The sequence below is a fragment of the uncultured Clostridium sp. genome, assembly GCF_900547735.1.
Classification (GTDB): Bacteria; Bacillota; Clostridia; order Lachnospirales; family Lachnospiraceae; genus Otoolea.
In genome coordinates this window covers 48,232-71,500 of sequence record NZ_URHZ01000004.1, presented here as the reverse complement: position 1 = coordinate 71,500, position 23,269 = coordinate 48,232, and the positions used below count along the sequence as shown (strand labels likewise).

Annotated in this window: 23 protein-coding genes; 5 read left to right on the top strand and 18 right to left on the bottom strand. The window is 46.9% G+C overall.

Going from position 1 to position 23,269, the window contains the following annotated elements:
• Window positions 1-11 precede the first annotated feature (11 nt).
• The 15 genes from QZT18_RS02220 to QZT18_RS02150 form a co-directional block, all read right to left on the bottom strand.
• Window positions 12-164 carry a hypothetical protein gene (locus QZT18_RS02220; RefSeq protein WP_294143846.1) on the bottom strand — a complete coding sequence of 51 codons (153 nt, stop codon included), beginning with the start codon at window positions 162-164 and terminating at the stop codon, window positions 12-14.
• Between the two features lie 15 nt (window positions 165-179).
• Entirely contained in the window at window positions 180-749 is a 570-nt protein-coding gene (locus QZT18_RS02215) for a DUF2815 family protein (RefSeq protein ID WP_294143845.1), read from the bottom strand.
• Window positions 742-1,884 (bottom strand): DUF2800 domain-containing protein, encoded by a 1,143-nt coding sequence (locus QZT18_RS02210; RefSeq protein WP_294143844.1) that lies wholly within the window; start codon window positions 1,882-1,884, stop codon window positions 742-744. Before QZT18_RS02210 ends, QZT18_RS02215 begins: the two co-directional genes overlap by 8 nt.
• Entirely contained in the window at window positions 1,884-2,228 is a 345-nt protein-coding gene (locus tag QZT18_RS02205) for an rRNA biogenesis protein rrp5 (RefSeq protein WP_294143843.1), read from the bottom strand. Before QZT18_RS02205 ends, QZT18_RS02210 begins: the two co-directional genes overlap by 1 nt.
• 289 nt (window positions 2,229-2,517) lie before the next feature.
• Window positions 2,518-3,051 carry an RNA polymerase sigma factor gene (locus QZT18_RS02200; RefSeq protein WP_294143842.1) on the bottom strand — a complete coding sequence of 178 codons (534 nt, stop codon included), beginning with the start codon at window positions 3,049-3,051 and terminating at the stop codon, window positions 2,518-2,520.
• Window positions 3,052-3,425: 374 nt separating this feature from the next.
• A complete protein-coding gene (locus tag QZT18_RS02195; protein WP_294143841.1) occupies window positions 3,426-5,222 on the bottom strand; it encodes an AAA family ATPase in 1,797 nt (598 codons plus the stop codon).
• A gap of 4 nt (window positions 5,223-5,226) precedes the next feature.
• A complete protein-coding gene (locus QZT18_RS02190; protein ID WP_294143840.1) occupies window positions 5,227-5,676 on the bottom strand; it encodes an ABC-three component system middle component 2 in 450 nt (149 codons plus the stop codon).
• A complete protein-coding gene (locus QZT18_RS02185; protein WP_294143839.1) occupies window positions 5,669-6,667 on the bottom strand; it encodes an ABC-three component system protein in 999 nt (332 codons plus the stop codon). Before QZT18_RS02185 ends, QZT18_RS02190 begins: the two co-directional genes overlap by 8 nt.
• A 38-nt stretch (window positions 6,668-6,705) precedes the next feature.
• Window positions 6,706-7,446 (bottom strand): PmeII family type II restriction endonuclease, encoded by a 741-nt coding sequence (locus tag QZT18_RS02180; protein ID WP_294143838.1) that lies wholly within the window; start codon window positions 7,444-7,446, stop codon window positions 6,706-6,708.
• Complete coding sequence (locus tag QZT18_RS02175; RefSeq protein ID WP_294143837.1) at window positions 7,436-8,626, bottom strand: DNA cytosine methyltransferase; 1,191 nt, start codon at window positions 8,624-8,626, stop codon at window positions 7,436-7,438. Before QZT18_RS02175 ends, QZT18_RS02180 begins: the two co-directional genes overlap by 11 nt.
• Entirely contained in the window at window positions 8,626-8,835 is a 210-nt protein-coding gene (locus QZT18_RS02170; protein ID WP_294143836.1) for a helix-turn-helix transcriptional regulator, read from the bottom strand. The genes QZT18_RS02175 and QZT18_RS02170 overlap by 1 nt, the downstream gene beginning before the upstream one ends.
• A 312-nt stretch (window positions 8,836-9,147) precedes the next feature.
• Entirely contained in the window at window positions 9,148-10,578 is a 1,431-nt protein-coding gene (rlmD, locus tag QZT18_RS02165; RefSeq protein ID WP_294143898.1) for a 23S rRNA (uracil(1939)-C(5))-methyltransferase RlmD, read from the bottom strand.
• Between the two features lie 159 nt (window positions 10,579-10,737).
• Window positions 10,738-11,334 carry a TIGR01440 family protein gene (locus QZT18_RS02160; protein ID WP_294143897.1) on the bottom strand — a complete coding sequence of 199 codons (597 nt, stop codon included), beginning with the start codon at window positions 11,332-11,334 and terminating at the stop codon, window positions 10,738-10,740.
• A gap of 170 nt (window positions 11,335-11,504) precedes the next feature.
• Window positions 11,505-12,785: a chorismate synthase gene (aroC, locus tag QZT18_RS02155; RefSeq protein ID WP_294143835.1), complete on the bottom strand. Its 1,281-nt coding sequence runs from the start codon at window positions 12,783-12,785 to the stop codon at window positions 11,505-11,507.
• A 2-nt stretch (window positions 12,786-12,787) separates the two neighbouring features.
• Window positions 12,788-13,879 (bottom strand): lactonase family protein, encoded by a 1,092-nt coding sequence (locus QZT18_RS02150; RefSeq protein WP_294143834.1) that lies wholly within the window; start codon window positions 13,877-13,879, stop codon window positions 12,788-12,790.
• 527 nt (window positions 13,880-14,406) lie between these two features.
• Between QZT18_RS02150 and QZT18_RS02145 the strand changes: the two genes are divergently transcribed.
• The 5 genes from QZT18_RS02145 to QZT18_RS02125 all read left to right on the top strand — a co-directional run bounded on the left by QZT18_RS02145 (window position 14,407) and on the right by QZT18_RS02125 (window position 19,335).
• A complete protein-coding gene (locus QZT18_RS02145; RefSeq protein ID WP_294143833.1) occupies window positions 14,407-14,940 on the top strand; it encodes a helix-turn-helix domain-containing protein in 534 nt (177 codons plus the stop codon).
• Window positions 14,941-14,965: 25 nt separating this feature from the next.
• Window positions 14,966-16,042, top strand: coding sequence for an ABC transporter ATP-binding protein (locus QZT18_RS02140; protein ID WP_294143832.1), 1,077 nt, complete (start codon window positions 14,966-14,968; stop codon window positions 16,040-16,042).
• On the top strand, window positions 16,035-16,856 hold the full coding sequence (locus QZT18_RS02135) for an ABC transporter permease (protein WP_294143831.1): 822 nt from the start codon (window positions 16,035-16,037) through the stop codon (window positions 16,854-16,856). Before QZT18_RS02140 ends, QZT18_RS02135 begins: the two co-directional genes overlap by 8 nt.
• Window positions 16,856-18,784, top strand: a complete 1,929-nt coding sequence (locus tag QZT18_RS02130) for an extracellular solute-binding protein (protein WP_294143830.1) — start codon at window positions 16,856-16,858, stop codon at window positions 18,782-18,784. Before QZT18_RS02135 ends, QZT18_RS02130 begins: the two co-directional genes overlap by 1 nt.
• A gap of 131 nt (window positions 18,785-18,915) precedes the next feature.
• On the top strand, window positions 18,916-19,335 hold the full coding sequence (locus tag QZT18_RS02125) for a NifB/NifX family molybdenum-iron cluster-binding protein (protein ID WP_294143829.1): 420 nt from the start codon (window positions 18,916-18,918) through the stop codon (window positions 19,333-19,335).
• A 77-nt stretch (window positions 19,336-19,412) separates the two neighbouring features.
• On the opposite strand, the gene QZT18_RS02120 is transcribed toward QZT18_RS02125, so the two are convergent.
• The 3 genes from QZT18_RS02120 to QZT18_RS02110 all read right to left on the bottom strand — a co-directional run bounded on the left by QZT18_RS02120 (window position 19,413) and on the right by QZT18_RS02110 (window position 23,256).
• On the bottom strand, window positions 19,413-20,561 hold the full coding sequence (locus tag QZT18_RS02120) for a pyridoxal-phosphate dependent enzyme (protein ID WP_294143828.1): 1,149 nt from the start codon (window positions 20,559-20,561) through the stop codon (window positions 19,413-19,415).
• 18 nt (window positions 20,562-20,579) lie between these two features.
• Window positions 20,580-21,782, bottom strand: a complete 1,203-nt coding sequence (locus tag QZT18_RS02115; RefSeq protein WP_294143827.1) for a M20 family metallopeptidase — start codon at window positions 21,780-21,782, stop codon at window positions 20,580-20,582.
• A 64-nt stretch (window positions 21,783-21,846) separates the two neighbouring features.
• Window positions 21,847-23,256, bottom strand: a complete 1,410-nt coding sequence (locus tag QZT18_RS02110) for a YfcC family protein (RefSeq protein WP_294143826.1) — start codon at window positions 23,254-23,256, stop codon at window positions 21,847-21,849.
• Window positions 23,257-23,269: the final 13 nt, after the last annotated feature.

Genomic DNA, 23,269 nt, shown 5'->3' with positions numbered 1-23,269 from the left:
GCCTGTATTACTTATTCTTTATCTTTTGCAGTTTCTTCTTTCCTGCGTTTCTTTTCTTTATGGTTGTCCACTGCATCTTTAATGAGGATTGCCACATTGGCAATGAATGTTCCCATAACCGCTCCAAAACACACGGCAAGCATCATACTTTGAACTGTTGTCATAATCTGTCACACTCCTTATGCAAGAAAATCTTCATCTACTTCTGTTGCAAAATCATCCTCGGCATGAGATTTACCACCAAGAGGTTCTCCATCTTTCATCTTTTGCAGATTATTAAGTCCGCAGGCAATCCCCTTATTTCCATTGGAATTGAATGCATAGAAATTGATACTGGCACGACCATATACTCCAGAATATACTTCTGAGCGGTCAATAATTGGCTGGCAGTCTGCATCTACGATACCAGGAGCCGAGGCACTATTTGCATTGATAAAATAGGCATCCGCATAGGCTTCATCATCCGGACGTTCTGTATCTCCATCACGAAGAGGTGTCTTTAACACTGAAAGCGCCGGAACACTTCTACCATTCCCTTTTAACTTGCTTTCGCCCTCTTTGTAGGCTGCTTCAATTGCTGCCTGAATCTTTTCCACAGTCTTTGTATCAGACTTTGGAACAATCAAACTCACACTGTACTTTGGGGTACCACCGTTGATACTCTTTGGCTCCCACACATTGGCATAAGACCAGCGTGTACCTGAACCTGTAATAACCTTCATTGGATTTGCATTTTTCATATTAGACATTATTTTGTCCTCCTTCTTTTTCTTTAAAATCCTGATTTGCTGTATTCATTACCGGACGCTTATCACTCTCCGGTACGAGTGTTGGTTTCCCTTGAGGCTTGTAAATAAGTCCTCCAAGGATATCTTCAAATTTCTTTTTGCCAAGAACGGATGTCATAGCTGTAATACCAAGTAACTTCTGTTCATATGGATCAAAGCCTGCATCGGTTACTGCATCTGCAACAGCACTCTCATCGGTGTACTTTCTGTTAGAACGACCTTCGACTACTTTCCAACCGGACCATTCTTTTCCACTGATTGCTGATTGAAGTGCATACTCCTTAATGTCATTTACCCATGATGCCAGGTTATCTGCTTTCGCTAGAATTCCTTCTATTTCTTCATCTTCTAAAGTAGCTGGCATTTCAAAATCATAGCGGGCAAGTTCCAGGTTGTACTCTGCACGTTTCCTGCAGGTTGCTTTTACCTTACAGAACTGGCAGTGTTCTCCTGCCCTAAATTCTCCCTCGCCTGCATAGGCAAGTTTGGCTGTTGGAACAAGAACATCTGCTGCCCATCTCAAAAGTTCCTCTTTGGAAATGGTATAGGTACTGACATTCTCCCTGCGCGGTTGAAAAATGGTCATACTAACAGTTTCGATATCATAAATCCCGTCAAACAATTCCAAGGCTCCAAGTGCATAACATTCCATTTGAGGATTGTGCTCTGCTTCTACCAGAATTCCTTTTCCGTGCTTGTAATCAATGACCGTTAAAGTTCCATCTGCAATAATCACGCAGTCCCCGGTTCCAAATCCCTCCGGCACATATTTGGAGAAATCCAGCTTTTGTTCTATCAATACAACCGGATCCTGACAGGTTTGCATAGCAATTGCTCTTTGTTCCATCACATAAGAGGCATAACTTTCTGCACAGTTTTCCATCTCCTCGTCATAATAGGTAAGGCCGTCCGTTGGATTGGTTGTCTTCATGCCAAGTGCAGCTTCTAACTTGTACTGGCAAAGGCTGTGTGCATCGATCCCCTGCATGGCATACTCACTTGTTTTATCCTCACTGTTTTCACAAAGCCTTGCAGACGGTGGACAGCTCAACCACCTTTTACTGGCCGATGCTGATAACAATGCGTGTGCTCCCATTACAACACCTCCGCATCTGCAAGTAGTGCTGCATATTTTGATGGATCAATTTCTGACAGCTTATCTGCTCCATGTTTTATAAGAAGTGCTTTGACCTCTGACGTATGTCCTTTACGAGATTTATCCGCTAAAACTGCACGAACATCTTCCAAGGTCAATGACTTTTCTTCTGGCTCTGCTGCCACTTCTTTTACAGTGTTCTTCTTAGGCTTCTTTGCCACTGGCTTTTCTACTGTCTCTTTTTCTGAGATTACTTCAACTAAAGTTTGCAGGTTATCCGCTAAAGAACGAATGTCTGTAATGACTGCTGCCATCGCATCAAGCATTGTCGTTACTTTTCTCATGGTATGTACCTCCTTTCCCGACTTCTCTGACATCCACGGATTCTACAGTCTGCCCCGGCTTCAAAAGATAAACTTGTGTGAAATCTCCAAACAAAAATCGAAGGATTCTTGTTGGAAGTTTCATATCAGCACCTTTAAGCACGGACGCTTTCCTTCCGTTCGTGTCAGAGACATTAATTACAATCTTGTGTTTTAATGCCATGTTGACACCTCGCTTCCTGTAAGGTGTTCTCCCTTACAAATCTCAGTCAAAGAAAAGTGAGGGTAGTAAACCCCCACTTAAAACTTCTTAGAATAATTTTTTAATCTGTGCTTTGATTTTGTTCAATCGATTATTCATTGCCTGCTTCGAAGGAATCCCCATCTCTGCTGCCACATCCTGTGCTGGCTCTTCATCAATTAATACACGGCGATAGATTTCCTGCTGCTGTGGTGTCAGCATAGAAACAACTTCTCTCAAACGCTCTACTTCATCCGGTACTTCTTCAAAGGGTGAATAGGCTGTATCTGCAAGTACTTTAGACTTGTCCTGACTGATTCCTTCCTCTTCCAACGATTCGATAGAGAGATTCCAGTTTTTTGGAAGTTCCTCGCCCGGATGCTTGTCCTGCCATTCCTTAACTGCTGTTTTTTCTTCATCGGTAAGCTGTGGGCGGCTGTTTTTGATGTTGAAATAGACTTCCGAATCATCAAATGCATGTAATGATTTGATGTCCATTTCTGTGATGCCATCTTCTCCCGGCTTTAAAATAACGGTGTCTCCATTTTGAAAACGGTAAGGATAGGTCCCTCTTTGATTTGCTGCTGTCTTGTGAAATTTCATAAAATTTCCTGCCTTTCCGCCCGGATGGTGGCGACAGGAACATAAAAGGAGCCGATGGATTTATGTGTCCACCGACTCCTGCACCTGAAAATGGCATGACAAGACACGGTGGGTACATCATCGGCTTGTTCACAGATAATTTCTGTGTTCAAACCTACTATGTATCCCGCCGCCTTAATGCGCATCTCAGGCTGTGAGATTAATTTTTCCTCTGTTGAGAAATGGCTTACTGAAGCCTGTCCTTACTATACTTGAAAGTCAGAAATCTGTAATCGACATGGAATACAGATAAAATACAGCTCGAATATAGTTAAAAAAGGGCATAAAAAAAGAGCCACTCACTCAATGTGAATGACTCTGTAGCAGAATCAATATTAATCACGATATCCTGTTATCAAACCATATCGTCCTCTTTGTTCATCTTTTGTAAATTCAATAAGATGTGCGGATTCATAATCCAACTCTGGAATATCGTTTTCTATTATAATCGTTTGGCGTGTATCTTGATGTTGCAGCAGGTACTTGAACAACCCGCTCTTCATGGTTTCAGATGTATGTTCTTCTCCGATATGATCCTCTTTTTCTTTCAGTGAAAGAATAGGGGAATCAACTACAAGCATTTGAGGCTTGTACAGATTAAATTCATCGAAGCAATTCTGTATTGCAATAGCGAGGATAGTATTAAGAAATGCCCGGAATCCTTTGCCTTGGCTTTTCTTCAAGTGACCATTAACAACTACATCATGGTCATCTGTATCGAATCGCACGCCGGCAAAACGCTGATAATTACACACCTCCAATAATTCCTTGAGAATTTGTTCCAGCTTGTCATGGAAAGTATCATTGAATTTCCCCGGAATATTTATCTGAAGAGTAGAGGATTCCTCTTCCTCGGTTACTTTCAATTCTCCAACTAATACATCACTGAATGCCTCAATCATTTCTTTTGCTTTGTACTGATTCAACGCCATCGTATAATTTGCAAGATGGCTGCGTAGCTGTATAATCTGAGGTCTGAGTTCTCCTCTAATCATTGAGTCAACTTGACGCCGCTCCGCCATCAGAGAAAGTCTTGTCTCATTCAATTCTTCCATTTCATTGGAAATAGCGTCTTGAACAGATTTCAAATCCTTTATCTGTGCTTCGATTTTTTTAACCTCCGCAATAGCAGCATCGATACAGGATTCTTCCTTGTCCTTCGGGAGTTCTCCATTACAGAATGGACAATGATCCAATTTCATAATGCTCTCACTATGAATATCACCATCTGCTATGAACGTCAAACGCTTGATGTCTGATTCGTACTGTGACAAAAGCGATGTATTACGGTTTCGCAACACACGAGACTCTGAGATTTGGTCATCTATAGCGATAATCCTATCTGCAATACCACGGCTTCTGTTCGTTGCTTCCTCTAAGGCACCTTCTACCGCACCAATCTCATCAATAACAGAATCCACCTTTTTCTGCAATTGTGCTGGTGTCTCTTCAGAAAAGTTTTGAAGTTCTGACACCTTTCTCTCAGCTAATTTAGACATACTCCTGTCCACAAACTTCTTAACGGCATCCTTACGTTCGCTCTTTGTCTTTTTGTTTTTCCCGGCCTTCTCTGGCAAATAATTATTGCCCGTAGCCAAATACAATAAAGAGGACAGAACAGGCACACTGACCTTCTTGTTAAAGCCAATGCCCGATGCCAACACACTACTGATTGCCTGAACTCTCTGCTCATCTATAAGAAGAGTATGATAAAAGGTTCGCAGTGTTAATCGCTGTGGTTTTCCTGTAAGTGTCTGGATAATCTTAACTTCGTCTTCGATTCCCATTAAGCGAAGCCATACTGCATTAATACATTTTTTTGCATTTCCAGCTTTATATGTATCGCTATCAATATAATCAACAGAACTTGACACCTCAAAATCGTTGCTGTCAATTTCTCGCCGCATAGTCAGATTTTTGCCATCAACATCCAATATCATCGTAATCTGCTTAATCTGTAATTTTGCATCAAAACGATGTTCGGTTGCCCCAAACATATAATCAATGCAATCCACTATCAGACTTTTTCCTGTATTGGACTCACCATATATGATATTCAGTCCCGACTCCAAATCCAATGTTGAAACAACATTGCCGCCTGTAAGAAGGGAAATTCTCTTAATGTAAAACATACCATTATCCCTTGAGTGACTTTAAGGAAAAAGTCTGAATTGAAGCAAGAATATCCTCGTCACTGTCCTTTCTGTATTTTTTCACTGCTGCCTTTGCAATCGTCTTATACTCGGACGCATAAGCATCTTTGAGTTTTCGTATATATTTTAGTCCCTGCTCTGAAATCACAAAAAGATAACCACGGTCAATTACTACATTAATTAATCCTTTGGTTACCGATGCTTTTACCGCCTCTTGAACGAGCATTCGCCTGTTCGAGATTTCTCCATATTTATAATTATTCTGTCCGTGCAGGTTTCCATAGGGAAGACTAAAATCCGCAGCATAGCAGGAAATAAAATCAAGTGCCACTATTCTATCAACCGTGTATGCTGTTTTCGCATTTGCAGAAAGAAGCAGTAACATCCTGAGTTCCATCTCAAATGGAGAATTGAATAATTTACTATCAATCATCGTCATCATCCTCCATCCATGTAAGGCGTTTATCATTAACCAGCATATGGCAAACACCCTTTTTTTCTCCGGGTCCAACCCAATCAAGCATTCGGTCTTGCAAATTATGCGAAATAGGAACCCCTGTAGCGTGTTCCATAACAGCTGTCAGCCTTTGCAGACTACTATCATAATCCTTCTCACAGGTTGTGATGACACCATCAAACATCTCACCCTTTAAGATATCAAATCCTTCTGTTTCATCCAGCCGAATCGTATCGCGCAGTTCTCTATGGATGGTTTCTGCACAATAATAATCCTTGCGTTGACGATTGAAATTCTTTTTTAGCTTCGGTTGTGAATCCAAATCAGAAGGTCGAGCATATTCATCCCCAGTTTCTTCATGGTAAACATGATACAGTTCCTGAACATAACCCAATTCGTGATCCTCTATCTCATCTGGAGGCACAATGCTTGCAGGCTTCTTATGGCTTTTTTTAATTAATTCCTTAAACGTCCTTATGTCCGTATCAATAGGTGTTTCAATGGTTGTAGCATCCTTTTGCAGGTTATCTTTTGCAACAGAATAGAGAAAGGCTCGTCCAAGGAATTCATCGTTTTCATTCAATTGATAGAATTGTAATAGTTCGTCAATCTCACTCTGCTGTAAATCAGATTCTTTGATAAGCACCACCATAGCAGAATACATCTTCGATTCAAGCATTTGGTTAATCAGTCCGTCAATAATGTTTTCACTAAAATATTCTCCGATACTATTAACCAAATTCGGCATACCCGTCGCTATTTTTATATTGCCCGGTATATCGCTCGTCTGCTCCCACCATGCCTTGGCCATTGTAGGTGTAATCGTGTATGGATTTCCATTTCTGTTTAGAACTGTATCCATGCTGATTATAGGCTCGAATAAAGCCTTTGCAATTTTTGTCATATTCGGTTTTGAAATACCCAGTTCAAGTGTCTGGGCGTAAGAAGCATAATTGAATACACGCATAAATTGCCGTCCTCCTTCAAGCCATTTTATCTTCGAAATCAATCGCCGGAATTAAATGCTACCAACTGTTCCCAAGCAATACTGCCATCTTCCTTACAGAAGCTGTTTGAAAACTCTCTCACAAGACGGTTTGCTGCCTTGCTATAGCTTTCTTTGTATTCTGACACATACTGTTCTGGCATAGTACCCATGTATGTAATAATCTTCTTATAGAAATCTTCATCACCTGTGATTTCCTGCCAGAACTGCTTACCTGCAAGTTCCCGATACATCTTTGGCTTTCCGCGTCCGCTTTCCTTTTTCTTGCCATAGCAATAGCCAATATAGGCTTCATATCTCGCCTTAGCCTGCTGTGCCAATTTCGATGCAGCCATGAAGTTTTGCTCCTGTCTTTTCTTGCTGTCTGCATTAAACACAGATGGTCCACTCTTAACTGCAATTGCAGAAATAACATTCGCTTCATTATCCTGAATCATGATATCGATACCTTCTGCCAATGCTTTATTTCCTCCACTGGCCGCAATGGCAATCGGCTCGAAGAAACAATTTCCAAAGATTGTCTCCTCACTTGAACTTACAAAAGCCGTCAAAACAGACTCCACGATTTCTGCAGCACTCTCCATCGCTTTTGCTCTATAGAGATATGGATTTTTTCTTTTCATCACTTTCTGAATATTGAGACCATCAATTTTTTCAATTAAAGTCCCATAAAAAGTTTCTAAAGCTGTAGCAATTGCCTGCACTACTTCCTTTTCGTCATATGAATTGTTAATTGCCATAATTACTTCCTCCCAATTCCAATGCATTCTTAATCTTACTATGAACAGCCGTACCTCTAAATCTCTTTGTGACTATCGTAGAAGTTTTATCAGCTGTTGAAATAATCGATTTTCCGATTGCTTCCGCAAGTCCGACAGGTACGGCATTTCCTATTTGACGGTATTTTGCAGCTACCGTTCCGACAAAAATCCAATCATCTGGAAATTGCTGTATTCGTGCATACTCACTTAAACTCAAAGGTCTATCCAGAACAGGGTGGCACATCATAGTTGCTTTCTGTACTGGAGAAGTAACAACGGTCGGTGACGGTTGATTGTATGAAAGTCTGCGATAGAACCCTACTTTTCCACCACCAGATTCATAAGCTCCTCCCATTGCTGTCGGAATGATTTCTTTCGGCAGGTCTTTCCAGTTTCCACCTTCCGGCACCATGTGTAGATACTTCTTTCGTTCTTCACTTAATGTTGCGCAATCGCTGCCATCGTGTTCCAAACCTTTTATTGCATCTCCCACTGTTTTCCATCGGCATTCTGGATTTTGATGCATCTGAAAATTAGTAGGAATCGGAAGAAAAATGTCTTCGTCATCTCTGCTGCCAATCAAGACAAATCTTTCACGGAATTGTGGAACACCATAATTAACTGCATCCAATACTCCATAAACCGTTTTGTATCCTAATTTTTTAAACTCAGCCAATATAACATCTAACACTGTTCCTAATTGCTGTTCCGGGTCTTTATCGCTTCTTTCTTCTGACGGCACGTGTTTTAAAGGTGCAGACATAATGCCTTTTACATTCTCCATAACAAAAAACCTTGGACGAATATAATCAATCATCCTAATAAAATCCATAAATAAACTACCGCGTGGATCGTTAATTCCAAGCCTCTTTCCGGCTGTAGAAAATGGCTGACAAGGAGGACCACCACAAATCAAAAAAGGTTCTCCAACTTTAAGACCCGTCATATCAAGTAAAGTCTGTGGCTGAATCTCACGAATGTCTCCACCAAGCACATTATGCCCATTGGCTTTCATTGTCTCAACACAGGATTTCTCAAAGTCCTGCCCAATTACCACATTCAATCCAGCTTTTCCTAAACCTATGTCAAGTCCCATCGCTCCTGAGAAAAAGGAGATTACATCTCTATTATCATAATACTCTTTAAATTTATTACTCATTAGACATTCTCCCCATTATTTAATACGAATTTTCTTTCAAATGAACTATCTGTAGCTTCAGCTATATGTTCCAAATCTGAAATCGTAAAACTCTCTCTCTTCAATTTTGCATTAAAATTTTGAGGAGAAGTACCAACTCTTCGTGCCAGTTCTGATACGCTAATATTGCTGCGTACACAAAGCACCTTTATTTGCTCTGATATATTCATATACGGTACCTCTTTCTAATTTCAACTTCACGCTTTTTATTATAAAACTTTAAATTGAAATTGTCAATCCATTCCGTGCATCAATGCGTTCATAGGGACTATGTACAAGCATTCTGGCAAATAATATAGTCAGTTCTTCTCATAGAATAGTAATCCTATCAACCCAACCTACCCGTTTTTATCCTGTCAACTCAACCCTACGGCATTTTGACCTTGGATTTGTTTGGTCACTACCTAAACGCAAAAAATCCGAGAGCCGGAGTTTTACCCCCAACTCTCGGAAATCCCTTTATTTCAAGCCTTTTTCGCACATTACTTCTGAACCCTTGACATTAACACGACACTCTCCACGTGCCCAGTCATCGGAAACATATCACAACACCTAACCCTCTCCACCTCATACCCTCTCTCCCTCAAATACTTCACATCCCTAGCCAGCGTAGCCGAATCGCAGCTAACATAAACCACCTTCTTCGGCCCCATCCTGACAATTGTATCAAGGCAGACTCTGTCACATCCCTTTCTTGGCGGATCCACAACGATCACATCCGCATAAACCTTATCTTTCTCATACTGCTCCGGCAGCACTTCCTCTGCCTTTCCAACAAAAAACTCAACATTCTCAATTCCGTTCAGTGCGGCGTTCTCTCTCGCATCCTCGATCGCCTGCGGCACTATCTCAACGCCATAGACTTTCTTTGCCTTCTGTGACAGAAACAGTGAGATAGTTCCAATCCCGCAGTATAAATCCCAGACCGTCTCCTCCCCTGTCAGGCCGGCATATTCAAGCGCCGTTCCATAGAGCCGCTCCGTCTGGACCGGATTCACCTGATAGAAGGACAATGGCGAGATTCTGTACTTTACATTTCCAATATAATCCGTTATATATCCCGGTCCATACAGATTTACAATCTCACGCCCAAGAATTACATTTGTCTTCTCCGTATTTACATTATAAGAAATGCTGGTCATCCCCGGAACTTCCAGCAGTTTTTCCACAAAAATATCCGAATGAGGCAGTTTTTTCCCATTCAGCACAAGGCATACCATCACTTCTCCGGTCTTAAACCCCTTCCGGATCAGAACATGCCTTATCAGCCCCGAATGTGTCTCTTCCTGGTAAGGTTTCATTCCATACTGGTTCATGACCGCTTTTACTATCCCCAGAATCTCGCCGTTCTCCCGAACTCCCAGAAGGCAATCCTCATTTTCAATAATACAGTGGGTTCTTCCCGCATAAAATCCGGCTATCACCTGATTCTCTCTATTCATGCCAAATGGAAACTGCGCCTTATTCCTGTAACGCCAAGGCTCTTCCATTCCAATAATCGGTTCCATCACGACCGGCTTCTGTTCGGCCGCGGCAGACAGGCCGTTCTTATCATCCGATACATCCTCTCCTGGTAAGTAAAGATTCTCCAATCCGCCGATCCGTTTCAGATTATTAAATACTTTTCTCTCTTTAAATTTAAGCTGTTCGTCATAGTCCATCATCTGAAGCTGGCATCCGCCGCACTGGCGCGCCACGGGACATCTTTCTTTCACACGGCCTGCGGACGGTTCCAGCACCTGTAACAGTCTGGCAAAACCATAATTCTTTTTCATTTTCATGGCCTTTGCCTCAATCCTGTCCCCAATTATTGCGTCCTTAACAAACCAGATGTAACCATCCAATTTTCCAACGCCTTCACCGCTCTCGCTCATGTCCTCTATCGTTAATTCAAATACATCATTTTTCTTAATATCCACGCGTTTATCTCCACATTTCCCTTATAATATTTTCGAATTTCCTATCTTAATCGCCTCTGTATCCATACCATCCCCGGATTTTCATTCCCACCGTTCCCGGCCTCAATACCACAGCTTCCTCTCCCGGCCTCTGCTCGCATCCCTCATTCCCCATTAAAAATATCTCGCTCTCTCACCGCCAATATACTTAAGCCTGGTCCTCGCACAAACCACATGTGCCCCGCCAATCTCCTTCACCGAAATCCTCACCGGAACAGCAACAGCCCTCAAATGCATGCCGATTAGCGTATCTCCGATATCAATCCCTGCATGGGCCTGAATCCGCTCCACTGCGGCAGGCGCCTTCATCCCCGCGTATGCCGCCGTTGCGAATGAGCCCCCCGCCTTCAACTGGGGAACAACATTAACCATCTCATACCCATACTTATCAGCCGCCTCTTTTTCCAGAATCAGCGCCCGGTTTAAATGTTCGCAGCACTGAGCCGCCAGATAAATCCCTCTCGGAGCCAATTCCTCCATCAGTGCATTGTACACTGCCTGCCCTATTTCCGCGCTGGAATAGGAGCCAATCCTGTGTGCCGCTATCTCACTGGAAGAACAGCCGATAACCATAATCTGGCCTTTCTCCATTTCCGCCGTATCCAAAAGCTCTCTCACCGCAGTTTTAACCTTGTCACCTATTTCCTTTAACTGATCCGCGGTTTCTGCCTCTTCCGATATTCCTGCCTGATGTTTTTCCTCTACCACAATCTTTTCCTCCACCACAATCTTTTCCTCTACCACAATCCTTTCCTCCACCACAATCATTCCTCCACCACAATCATTTCTCCAGAAAATAAAACCTGTCGTCAACAATATCAAAAGAGACGCTGCACTCACTGCAGCATCTCCCACAATCCCTTATCTTAAAATCTCAAACTTTATATCATATAAAATTCCCGAATCCTATCCATTCTCGACGTCATCCCCGCCAGCATCATATCCGCCACGGTAAATGCCGCCATCATCTCCACAACAACAACCGCCCTCGGCACAATAATCGGATCATGGCGTCCTTTAATGGTGACCTCTATCTCCTCGCCGTCCCGGTTGACCGTTTTCTGGACAGAGGCAATCGACGGGGTCGGTTTAAAAGCAGCCCGGAAGACAATCTCACTTCCGTCGCTGATTCCGCCCAGCACGCCTCCGGCATGATTTGTTCGTTTCCCAATCTTCCCTGGCCCGGCCGTCTTAACCGCCCCAGCCACATTCACCAGCCCAGACGTCTCATCCGCCCCAGTCATTTTCACCAGCCTGGCCGTCTCATCCGTCCCAGCCATATTCACCAGTCCGGACGTCTCATCCGCCCCAGCCACATTCACCGCCCCGGCCGCATCCAAAAAACGCCCATCATCCTTTCCCACAGCACAAAACTCATCATTATTCACAGATCCAACCGTCTTAGCGGCCTCAAATCCGTCGCCTATCTCAAATCCCTTCACCGCTCCGATCGAGCAGATCGCCTTTGCCAGATTAGCGTCCAGCTTCTCAAACACCGGATCTCCGATCCCGGCCGGCACTCCCGATATCACGCATTCCACGATTCCCCCAGCCGAGTCCTTCTGCGCCATCTTTTCTTCCAGAAAGGCCGCTGCCTCCGCAGCAGCTGCGGCATCCGGCATATAGAGCTTGTTCCGGAGGCATTCTTCCAGATCAAACCGCTCCGGCTGCACCGATATAGGGCCGATGGCCTTTGTGTAGGCAGTCACCTTAACTCCCAGCCCCTCCAGCATCTTCGCGGCCACCGCTCCAGCGGCCACGCGGGCGATGGTCTCGCGGCCGGAGGAACGGCCGCCGCCGCGGTAATCTCTGAAACCATACTTTTCATCGAAGGTATAGTCTGCGTGGCCGGGCCTGTAATAGCCGGCAATCTCGCCGTAGTCCCTGGAGTGCTGATCCTGGTTTCTGACCAGCATTGCAATCGGGGTTCCCGTCGTCTTTCCTTCAAATACACCCGATAATATTTCTACGGAGTCGCTCTCACTTCTCTTTGTCGTAAACCGGCTCTGCCCCGGTTTTCTTCTGTCCAGGTATTTCTGGATGTCTTCTTCCGTCAGTGAAAGACCGGCCGGGCAGCCGTCCACCACCACGCCGACTCCGGCGCCGTGGGACTCTCCCCAGGTGGTCATTGTAAGTATTCTGCCAAATGTAGAACCCGCCATGCTTATTTCCTCTTCTTCCCACCGGAATTTCCGTCCGGTATCTTTGTAATCACGCAGCAATTCGGCTCGTTGACCGCAATGCTTCTGCAGCACATCACCAGCAGTCCCTTTTCATAGTCCACCTCAAAGAAGGAAATGCTGTTGCTGGCGTGATTGATGGAAGCCAGATGCTTCTCATCCGGGAAAACAGCAACATCCTTTGGATAATCTCCGCTGATCGGCAGGCAGCAAAGCAGTGTCAGCACGCCCGTATCGGTATCTCTCCGGTACACGCTGACCGAGTTATCTCCCGCGTTGCTGCAGTAAAGATAATCCTCTTTCGGTGATAACCGGATTGCACAGGCTGCGGTCAACAGGCTCAAACGCTCCGGAGCCGTCGATGCAATAGTCTGTATCTTTTCAAAACGGGGAACGCGGTCCCCTTCTTCATAATCATAGGTAAATACGTCGATTACGTTTCTGACTTCATACATCAGATAAATGAATTTACCGTCTTTGCTGAACAGAAACTGCCTCGGACCCGATTCCAGTTCGCAGCGGAGGGCGTCTACCTGGGTGAGGAGACCCTTTTTCTCATCAAAACGGTATACCTTTACCTGGTCAATCCCAAGATCGGCAACCAGGACAAAGTGGCCGTCCGGCGTCCTGGCGCCGCAGCTTACATGCGGACGGAACGTACGCTCCGCAACACTTCCAAGACCTTTATGGAACACACCGTCCGTAATTTCACCGACGGAGCCGTCCCCATTCAGTCTCAGAACCGTCTCTTTTCCGTCATGGTATCCTGAAACAAAGATATATTCATCGGTCGCGTCCGTTGCGATATGACAGCCGCGCATCGCCTTGATATTCACGCTGTTCAGCCTGGACAGGCCCCCGTTCTCCATGATGCGGAAGGAAACAATGCCTTCATCTGCAATTGAATACAGGGTTCTTCCATCATTTGATACGGTCAGATAGGAGGAGTTGTCTACTTCCACTTCACACCTGTATTTAAAACAGCCCTTAGCCACATCCACGTCGTAAACGGTGATGCCCTTAGCCTGTCCGTTATATGAATAAGAACCTACATAAGCCATGTATTTATTCTGCATCTCTTTTCCTCCTCATATTCTGTCCCTTTAATTTGTCGGCCGCATGTTATCTTTCCCTGCGGTTTTTTGTGTTCCTGCACGCCGGTCCGGCTGCTCTTTCCCTCTATTTTACCAGCCCCGCGTCATTTTTGCACCCATTTTAATCAGTTTTCGGGCATTTTTTACATCTATTATCATCTTTTTCATCCCTGTTGTCAATCGCCTCCTGAGGCAGGCCCGTTTCTCTTCCAATCCCTGCCATACAGGGCCTTGCCTCCCCGCCAAAACCCTGCCGGAACGGCCCATAAACACACTTCGACATTTTTCTCCGATTTCCCCCAAAAACTATTGACAGCAGTCGCAGTTCCTGTATAATGATACTTGCGTCATGTTTATTATTGCTAAACTTTTAAGTTAATTTTACATTCATTTAGTAATGGTAAACTTTTTCCTTATAATAACAGAATTAAAACACAAAATAAGAGTACGGTAATAACAGTGCGCTAATCACGCGCTGCAAAAAGCATCCCGCACGAAAGGAGGAAGCCGTGAATATCGGAGCCAAACTGAAAGAGCTGCGGACGTTAAAGGGACTGACCCAGGAAGAACTGGCGGACCGCGCAGAGCTTTCCAAGGGATTTATCTCCCAGCTTGAGAGGGATCTGACCTCTCCGTCCATCGCCACGCTGATGGATATTCTACAGTGTCTGGGTACTACCATCGGCGAATTTTTCAATGAAACGCCGGAGGAACAGATCGTTTTTGGAAAGAGCGATTATTTTACAAAAGAGGACACGGAACTTAAAAATGAAATCAAGTGGATTATCCCGAACGCCCAGAAGAACATCATGGAACCAATCCACCTTGTCCTTTCGCCCGGCGGCTCCACCTATCCGGACACCCCGCATGAGGGGGAGGAATTCGGCTATGTATTGCAGGGCAGTATCTCCATCCATCTGGGAAACCGTACTTATAAAGCAAAAAAAGGGGAATCCTTCTACTATATAAGCGACAAGACACATTACCTGTCGAGCAAATCGGGGGCATCCATCATCTGGGTCAGCTCTCCGCCGAGCTTTTGATTATTATTACACACGGAGGAAAACTATGAGCCAGCCATTAATTGATTTAGTTAACATAACCAAGAGCTATGACAGCAATGTTGTCCTTGATGATCTCTCCCTCTCCGTTAAGGAGAATTCCTTCGTCACCCTCCTCGGCCCCAGCGGCTGCGGCAAGACGACCACCCTTCGCATCATCGGCGGCTTCGAATCCGCCGACAGGGGAAAAGTAATTTTCGGTGGAAACGACATTACCAAACTCCCGCCTAACAAACGCCAGTTAAACACCGTATTCCAGAAATACGCCCTGTTTCCCCACATGAGCATTGCCGACAATATCGCATTCGGCCTTAAAATCAAGAATAAACCCAAGCAGTATATCGATGATAAGATCAAATACGCTTTAAAACTCGTCAATCTGGACGGCTTTGAAAACCGTTCCGTCGACTCGCTCAGCGGCGGACAGCAGCAGCGTATCGCCATTGCCCGCGCCATCGTGAATGAGCCGAAGGTCCTGCTTTTGGACGAGCCGCTCGGAGCCCTGGATCTCAAGCTCCGCCAGGACATGCAGTACGAGCTGATCCGGCTGAAAAATGAGCTGGGAATCACATTTATCTATGTAACCCACGACCAGGAGGAAGCGCTGACCATGTCCGACACCATCGTCGTAATGAACCAGGGCTACATCCAGCAGATGGGTTCCCCGGAACAGATCTACAATGAACCGGAAAACGCCTTTGTAGCCGATTTTATCGGTGAGAGCAATATTGTGGACGGACTGATGCTCCACGACGAGCTGGTGGAAATCTTCGGCGCAAAGTTTCCCTGCGTGGACCGCGGATTCGGAGTAAGACAGCCTGTGGACGTGGTCATCCGCCCCGAGGACATCGACCTTGTGAAACCGGAGCTGGGAACGCTGGAAGGCGTTGTCACCCACCTGATTTTCAAGGGTGTACACTATGAGATGGAGGTTACGACCCCCGACGGTTTTGAATGGCTGGTTCACAGTACGGATATGTGCCCGGTAGGCGAGAAGGTCGGCATCCACGTTGATCCTTTCGATATCCAGATTATGAATAAACCAGCCTCTGAAGATGAGGAGGCGGTAAGTATCGATGAATAAATCTGCAAAACGGCTTCTGGCCGGCCCCTATATCGTCTGGATGATCGGTTTTACCATCATCCCGCTTCTGCTGATCGTCTTCTACGGCCTGACCGACAAAAGCGGGGCATTTACACTGTCAAACGTGCTGGCAATCGGTACGCTCGAACACGCCAAGGCGCTTTTTCTCTCCCTCGGCCTGTCGCTCTTAAGCACACTGATCTGTCTCGTGCTGGCTTATCCGCTGGCCATGATTCTTCGCAAAAAGAACATCGGACAGGGCAGCTTTATGGTATTTATCTTCATCCTTCCGATGTGGATGAATTTCCTGCTGCGCACCCTGGCCTGGCAGACCCTGCTTGAGAAGAACGGCGTTATCAACGGCATCCTGAACTTTCTCCACCTGCCGAATATCGCCATTATCAATACACCGTGGGCCATCATCCTGGGCATGGTTTACAACTTCCTGCCCTTCATGATTCTCCCGATTTACAACGTGCTTGCCAAGATCGACGACAACACCATCAATGCGGCCAAGGATTTGGGCGCCAACGAGCTCCAGACGCTTACCCATATTTGGATTCCCTTAAGCCTGCCCGGCATTATCAGCGGCATCACGATGGTTTTCGTTCCCGCCCTGACCACTTTCGTTATCTCAAACCTTTTGGGCGGCAGCAAAATACTCCTGATCGGCAACGTCATCGAGCAGGAATTTACAAAAGGAAGCAACTGGAACCTGGGTTCCGGACTCTCCCTCGTGCTGATGGTATTCATTTTACTGAGTATGGCCCTCATTGCCAAATATGATAAAGAAGGGGAGGGTACTGCATTCTGATGAGAAAATATACGTTAAAACAGTTTTTCCAGGATTTTTACCTGGCGCTGATCCTGATATTTTTGTACGCTCCCATTGTCACAATGATGGTTTTGTCCTTTAATAATACAAAGTCCAGAACGCTCTGGGGCGGCTTTACAACAAAATGGTATTCGCAGATGTTTGAGAACCAGGCGATTATGAACGCCCTCTATAACACGCTGCTTATTGCCTTCGCCTCGGCGCTCATTGCCACGATTATCGGAACCGTGGCCGCTATCGGCATTAACAGCATGAAAAAAGTGCCTCGCACCGTTGTCATGGGCGTGAACAACATTCCGATGTTAAACTCTGAGATTGTAACCGGTATTTCCCTGATGCTGGCATTTATCGCCTTCGGCATCTCCCTGGGATTCAAAACCGTTTTAATCGCGCATATTACCTTTAACATTCCCTACGTCATCCTGAGCGTCATGCCGAAGCTGAAGCAGACGAACAAGTCCACCTATGAGGCGGCCATGGATTTGGGCGCAGGCCCGGTGCAGGCATTTTTCAAGGTTGTCTTCCCCGACATTATGCCGGGCGTCCTGTCCGGTTTTCTGATGGCGTTTACCATGTCGTTAGACGACTTTATCATCACCCATTTCACCAGGGGCGCGGGGATCGACACCCTGTCCACGCTGATTTACAGCGAGGTGAGGCGAGGTATCAAGCCGTCCATGTACGCGCTGTCCACGATTATTTTCATGACGGTCCTGGTGCTTTTAATCATCACTAATTTTTCTCCGGATGAACCGAAAAAGACTGCGGGAACAATTTCCCTGGATGAAAGTATCAGGCGCAGGAAAAGAAACAGCAACATCAAGCGCGGCGTACTCGGATTTGCCACGGTAGTGATCGTCTGCGTGGTCGGTTTTACCACCTATGGGCGTTACTCCACCAAGCATTCCAACGAACTTTTCGTCTACAACTGGGGCGAATATATCGATGATTCCGTCATCGAGGAGTTTGAAGCGGAGACAGGCATCAAAGTCACCTATGACCTGTTTGAGACAAATGAGGAGATGTACCCTGTCATTGAAGCCGGAGCGGTAAATTATGACGTCGTCTGTCCGTCCGACTATATGATTCAGAAAATGGCCGAGAACGGTCTTCTGGCCGAGATTGATTTTGACAATGTCCCGAACCTCGCCAACATCGATCCCAAATTTATCGAAATGTCGCGGGAATTTGACCCGGAGAACCTTTACTCCGTGCCATACACCTGGGGCACCGTGGGAATCCTTTATAACACTAAAACAATCGAGGAGCGCGGCCTTCCGGTTCCCGAAAAATGGTCCGACCTCTGGAATCCGGCATACAAGGGAGAAATACTTATGCAGGACAGCGTCCGCGACGCCTTCATGGTAGCCCTGAAAGCACGCGGTTATTCGATGAATACCGAAGATATCAATGAGCTTCAGGCCGCCAAGGCCGATCTGATTACACAGAAACCGCTCGTCCAGGCATATGTCATCGATCAGGTACGCGATAAGATGATCGGCGGCGAAGCGGCCCTGGGTGTTATCTACTCGGGCGAGATGCTCTACATCCAGGAGGAGGTGGAGGCCCAGAATCTCGATTACTCCCTGGAATATGTCCTTCCCGAGGAAGGCACCAACCTGTGGATTGATTCCTGGGTCATCCCGGCCGGTGCAAAGAATAAAGAAAACGCCGAGAAATGGATTGATTTCCTCTGCCGTCCCGATATCGCCCTGAAAAACTTTGAATACATCACCTACGCAACGCCGAATAAGGCGGCCAAGGCTCTTCTGGACGAGGATATGCAGAATAACAAAGCCGTTTTCCCGGATATGGATAAGCTGGACAACTGTGAAGTTTACCGTTATCTCGGTGATGAGACGGATGCCGTTTACAACAATCTGTGGAAAGAAGTAAAATCAAACTGATGAAGAAGACTTGAAAAAGCGGCAGGAAAAACGTACAATCAAACTTAGCCGGTCGATTCAACTTTACATCCTGTAAACGGTACGGCCGGCTGAACGTTTTAATGCAGAAAGCATGGAAAGGAAGGCATCACATGAAAATTGCAGTACCTTACACAGACGGCCAGGTGTTCCAGCACTTTGGCAAATCAGAGAATTTTAAAATTTATGACACGGTGGATGATGAGATCCTCTCCTCCGAGGTTGTCGATACCAACGGAAGCGGCCATGCCGCTCTGGCAGATTTCCTCGCTGAGAGAGGCGTTAACGTACTGATCTGCGGCGGCATTGGCGTCGGAGCCGTGGCAGCTCTTAAGAATGCGGGAATTCAGATTCTGGGCGGCGCTTCGGGTGACGCGGACGAGAGGGTAGCTGATTTTCTCGGCGGAGCGCTTCACTTTGACACAGCCGGTTCCTGCGCTACCTGTACCTCCTCCTGCGGCCATCATCACGAAGACGGCGAGGAAGGAGAGTGTGACGGCAATGTAAGCGCCTGCGGCAGCTCCTGTTTCTAAAAAACGGCAAAGCATAAAAAGAACATCAGAAAGAGTCCGGCTTGCCGGACTCTTTTGTTGTGACCCCAGGATCATCCCTACGGCATATTTTTAAACCCATGCGATGTCGCAACCGCCATCACCCGATCGGTACCTTTCACTTCCCCCTTCTCAATCAGCTCTCTCAGTGCACCTAAAATCACCGCCGAAGAGGTTTCCAGGTAAAGCCCGTATCCCGCCATCTCCCTCACAAGCCCAATCACACATTTCTGCGGAACACTTACCGCCGCTCCCCTGCTCTCTCTCACCGCAAGTTCCGACTGGTAAGTCACGGTCCAGCCGCCGATGGAGGGCGTCAAATCGTCGTCACCGGTAAACTGCCCTCTGTAATCCTCCCCCGAGAGCACGCGGCTGATTCTGGGAATCGGCTCCACGGCCGCAAGGCGCGGGATTTCATCGATCCATCCCGCCTCCCTCATCTCCCGGAATCCCTCATAGATTCCCCACAGCAAATCTCCTCTGGCCACGGGAATCAGGATAATGTCGGGAAGTCCGTCTTTGCCGAACTCTTCATAGGTCTCATAGGCAATTGTCTTATACCCCTGAATCCCCCATGGATTGTTTCCCACGGGATGAAGCAGATAATTTGTGGTGATATACCAACTGTTGTCCTTCTCCTTCCGGTCCATCAGCTCATACCGTTCCTCCGGTGAGCCCACTCTCACCAGGCTGGCTCCCGTGGATGTGATGGCGGCCTCCCATACCGGGCTGACCGAACCCAGTACCACGATATCACAGTTCAGGCCCGCAAAGGCGCTGTACGCCGCCACCGAGGCCCCTGCATTGCCGCTGGATGCGGCGGCGGCTGTTCTGATCTTTCTCTCCACCGCCCTGTTCACTGCAAACGGGCTGGTCCTGTCCTTGTGGGAACCTGTGGGGTTCTGGAATTCATTTTTCAGATAAAAAGAGGCGATCCCCAGATCCTCCGCCAATCTTGGAACCTGAATGAAAGGCGTTCCTCCCTCTCCCATGGAAGGTATTTTCTCATATGGCAGAAAATCGGCGTAGCGCATCATCCCCTTTTCTTCCTTCCTGATACCGCCGCCCGGCCTGTATTTGAAAGCGATGCTGGCATAGTGGCCCTCTTTCGCACAGCAGGGGCATCCCGTCGGATAATCTCCCACCTCAAATGATTTGTGACAGCGGATACAGTACATTCCTTCGATCCTGTCGTTATATTTTTCCAAAGCTCTCCTTCCCGGCCATTATCCGGCCTCATCCTCCAGCAGTTCAAACGCCGTCTCCGCAAACAGGGCCGCCCCCAGAAACAGGACCGTCTCATCCAGGCGGAACCGCGAATTGTGGACCCCGTACGCCCTACCGTCGATCTCGCTTTTCATCGGACACTGCAGGTAAAAATAGCACCCCGGAACTTTCTGGAAGAAAAATGCCGCATCCTCCCCGCCCATCTCCGGACGGGTCATAATATGGGTATGGCCTTCCCCCAGCACCCGGCCGGCCACATCCAGAAAACGCTCCACTACTCTCCTGTCATTGACAAGAGGAGGATAGGGATACTTAAATTCCAGGTCGTAATCTCCTCTCATGGCCTTCACCGTGTGATCCACAATCTCCCGGATCCGCGTGATTACATAATTCCTGGACTCCAAATCCACATTTCTCACCGTGCCGATTACCTCGGCCGTATCGGGAATAATATTATTTGCCCCATTGCCTGCCCTTACGGTTGCAATAGTAAGCACGGAAGAGTTGAATGGCGATACCTCGCGGCTGATAATATACTGCAGGTTATTGATCACCAGGGTGGCAATGGCGATGGGATCAATGCACAGATCCGGGCTGGCTCCGTGGCCGCCCTTTCCTTTTATGGTCAGATAGAGCTGTTCATCGGACGCGCTGGTGTTCTCATAGCTCACTACCACGTCCCCGTTTATGTAATCGTTCCCCTTATTCGACACATGCAGAGCCAGTATATAATCCATCTTCGGATTTTCCAGCACGCCGTCCTTTACCATGGGTTCGGCCCCGCCCGGGAATTCTTCCCCCGGCTGGAAGATAAGCCTGACAAGGCCCGGTATCATTTCCTCATGGGACTTCAGCATTTTTGCCGTGCCCAACAGAATCGCCGTATGGGCGTCATGGCCGCAGGCATGCATGTTTTCATTAGTGGATGTAAATGGAAGACCTGTCTCCTCCCTCATCGGCAGACCGTCCATATCGGCCCGGATTGCAATTGCCCTGCCTCCGCCTCTCCCGATATCCACCGTGATGCCGGAGTGGCCTTCATAAGTCCGGTAAGCAATTCCCATCTCTTCCAGACGTTCTTTTACATAGCGGACCGTCTGCGGAAGAACCAGGCCAATCTCAGGGATTTTATGCAGGTCTCTGCGCCAGCCGACGATCTCCTCCGATATCTCCTGCGCCTCATGGCGAAAATCTATCTTCATCAGGTAATTCCTCCTTCATGTATCTTTCCTGTATGTATCTTTCCTGTTTTTTCATTAGAACGCATTAAAACGGCCCATAACCAACCGTTGCCGCATAAATCAGAAATACAAAAGCAACCGCCCACCACATAAAGAACATGGGAGCCATGAATTTAATCCATTTTCCAAAAGAAATCTTTCCCATTGCCAGAGCCGCCATGATGGTACCGCAGGTCGGCGCCACGATATTGGTGAAAGAATCTCCGAACTGGAATGCCAGTACCGCCGTCTGACGCGTTACGCCGATCAGATCCGCCAGAGGAGCCATGATTGGCATTGTAACCGCCGCCTGGCCGGAACCGGAAGGAATCAATACATTGATGATATCCTGGACAATAAACATGCCGCAGGCGCTGAGACTTGCGGGAAGTCCCCTTAAAAGCCCGGCCAGGAAGTTAATGATTGTGTCGAGTATGCTTGCATTCTGCAGAATCAGCGTAGCCGCGCTGCAGAGGCCGATCATCAGACATGCATAAAGCAGGTTTCCGCATCCTTTTATGAATTCATCCGCAATCTGTCCCGGCCTCAAACCTCCGAAAATTCCGGAAAGTATTGCAACAATCAGGAAAATAGCGGCCAGCTCATCAATATAAAAACCAAACTTGATAACGCCGACAATCAGTGCCGCGATTCCGCCGACAAAGGTGAGCAGAACAAGTTTATGGCGGGTGGTCAGCGTCGGGATATCATTGACGTCAATGCTGATCTGTTCCCCCATGTCCACGCCGTACATATCGCTGCGCTCCGGATTTTTTCTGACCCGCATTCCGTACCAGGTCACATAGGCGATGCTGACCGCCAGCAGGGCGATAAAAGCAGCCATCCTGAGCCCAAAACCCGAAAACATCGGAAGGCCGGCAATACCCTGAGCCACGCCTACGGTAAACGGATTCGTACATCCTCCGGCGTAACCGGCTCCGGCCGCGCCGTAAACCATTCCAATGGCGGTGATCGAGTCAAATCCCATTGCCAGGCATACGGCAATTACAAGAGGCACAAAGGCCAGAAACTCTTCAAAGTTGGCCGCAAAGCAGGAACCCAGGCCAAACACCGTCATACAGACCGGAATCAGCAGAATTTCTTTTCCCGACATTTTGCGTACCATATTACCCATACCGGTCTTGATCGCTCCCGTCGCATCCATGACGCCGAAGGCTCCGCCGATAATGAGCAGGAAAAAGATGACATCTCCCGATTTTTGGAGTCCCAGTGTCAGGGACATAAAAATGTCGAACGGCTTAACCGGATTTTGTGTTACGTAGTGGAACGTCATGGGATCTACAACCATGCGCCCCGTGACGACATCCTCCACCCTCTCAAATACGCCCGCCGGCACGACATAGGTGGCAATTGCACTCAATAATATGATTACCACAAGTATAATGACCGGATTCGGCGCTTTCAGTTTGAACTTCTTCTCCTTTTTCTCTTTCATAGTTTCCCCTTTC

Excerpts from the sequence above, each read along its gene's own strand:
- QZT18_RS02140 (WP_294143832.1), top strand. The coding sequence starts at position 14,966 with ATGAGCCAGCCATTAATTGATTTAGTTAACATAACCAAGAGCTATGAC.
- aroC (WP_294143835.1), bottom strand. The coding sequence starts at position 12,785 with ATGGCGGGTTCTACATTTGGCAGAATACTTACAATGACCACCTGGGGA.
- QZT18_RS02110 (WP_294143826.1), bottom strand. The coding sequence starts at position 23,256 with ATGAAAGAGAAAAAGGAGAAGAAGTTCAAACTGAAAGCGCCGAATCCG.
- QZT18_RS02125 (WP_294143829.1), top strand. The coding sequence starts at position 18,916 with ATGAAAATTGCAGTACCTTACACAGACGGCCAGGTGTTCCAGCACTTT.
- QZT18_RS02175 (WP_294143837.1), bottom strand. The coding sequence starts at position 8,626 with ATGAGTAATAAATTTAAAGAGTATTATGATAATAGAGATGTAATCTCC.
- QZT18_RS02190 (WP_294143840.1), bottom strand. The coding sequence starts at position 5,676 with ATGATTGATAGTAAATTATTCAATTCTCCATTTGAGATGGAACTCAGG.
- QZT18_RS02185 (WP_294143839.1), bottom strand. The coding sequence starts at position 6,667 with ATGCGTGTATTCAATTATGCTTCTTACGCCCAGACACTTGAACTGGGT.
- QZT18_RS02200 (WP_294143842.1), bottom strand. The coding sequence starts at position 3,051 with ATGAAATTTCACAAGACAGCAGCAAATCAAAGAGGGACCTATCCTTAC.
- QZT18_RS02195 (WP_294143841.1), bottom strand. The coding sequence starts at position 5,222 with ATGTTTTACATTAAGAGAATTTCCCTTCTTACAGGCGGCAATGTTGTT.
- QZT18_RS02135 (WP_294143831.1), top strand. The coding sequence starts at position 16,035 with ATGAATAAATCTGCAAAACGGCTTCTGGCCGGCCCCTATATCGTCTGG.
- QZT18_RS02215 (WP_294143845.1), bottom strand. The coding sequence starts at position 749 with ATGTCTAATATGAAAAATGCAAATCCAATGAAGGTTATTACAGGTTCA.
- QZT18_RS02115 (WP_294143827.1), bottom strand. The coding sequence starts at position 21,782 with ATGAAGATAGATTTTCGCCATGAGGCGCAGGAGATATCGGAGGAGATC.
- QZT18_RS02150 (WP_294143834.1), bottom strand. The coding sequence starts at position 13,879 with ATGCAGAATAAATACATGGCTTATGTAGGTTCTTATTCATATAACGGA.
- QZT18_RS02170 (WP_294143836.1), bottom strand. The coding sequence starts at position 8,835 with ATGAATATATCAGAGCAAATAAAGGTGCTTTGTGTACGCAGCAATATT.
- QZT18_RS02220 (WP_294143846.1), bottom strand. The coding sequence starts at position 164 with ATGACAACAGTTCAAAGTATGATGCTTGCCGTGTGTTTTGGAGCGGTT.
- QZT18_RS02130 (WP_294143830.1), top strand. The coding sequence starts at position 16,856 with ATGAGAAAATATACGTTAAAACAGTTTTTCCAGGATTTTTACCTGGCG.
- QZT18_RS02180 (WP_294143838.1), bottom strand. The coding sequence starts at position 7,446 with ATGGCAATTAACAATTCATATGACGAAAAGGAAGTAGTGCAGGCAATT.
- QZT18_RS02210 (WP_294143844.1), bottom strand. The coding sequence starts at position 1,884 with ATGGGAGCACACGCATTGTTATCAGCATCGGCCAGTAAAAGGTGGTTG.
- QZT18_RS02205 (WP_294143843.1), bottom strand. The coding sequence starts at position 2,228 with ATGAGAAAAGTAACGACAATGCTTGATGCGATGGCAGCAGTCATTACA.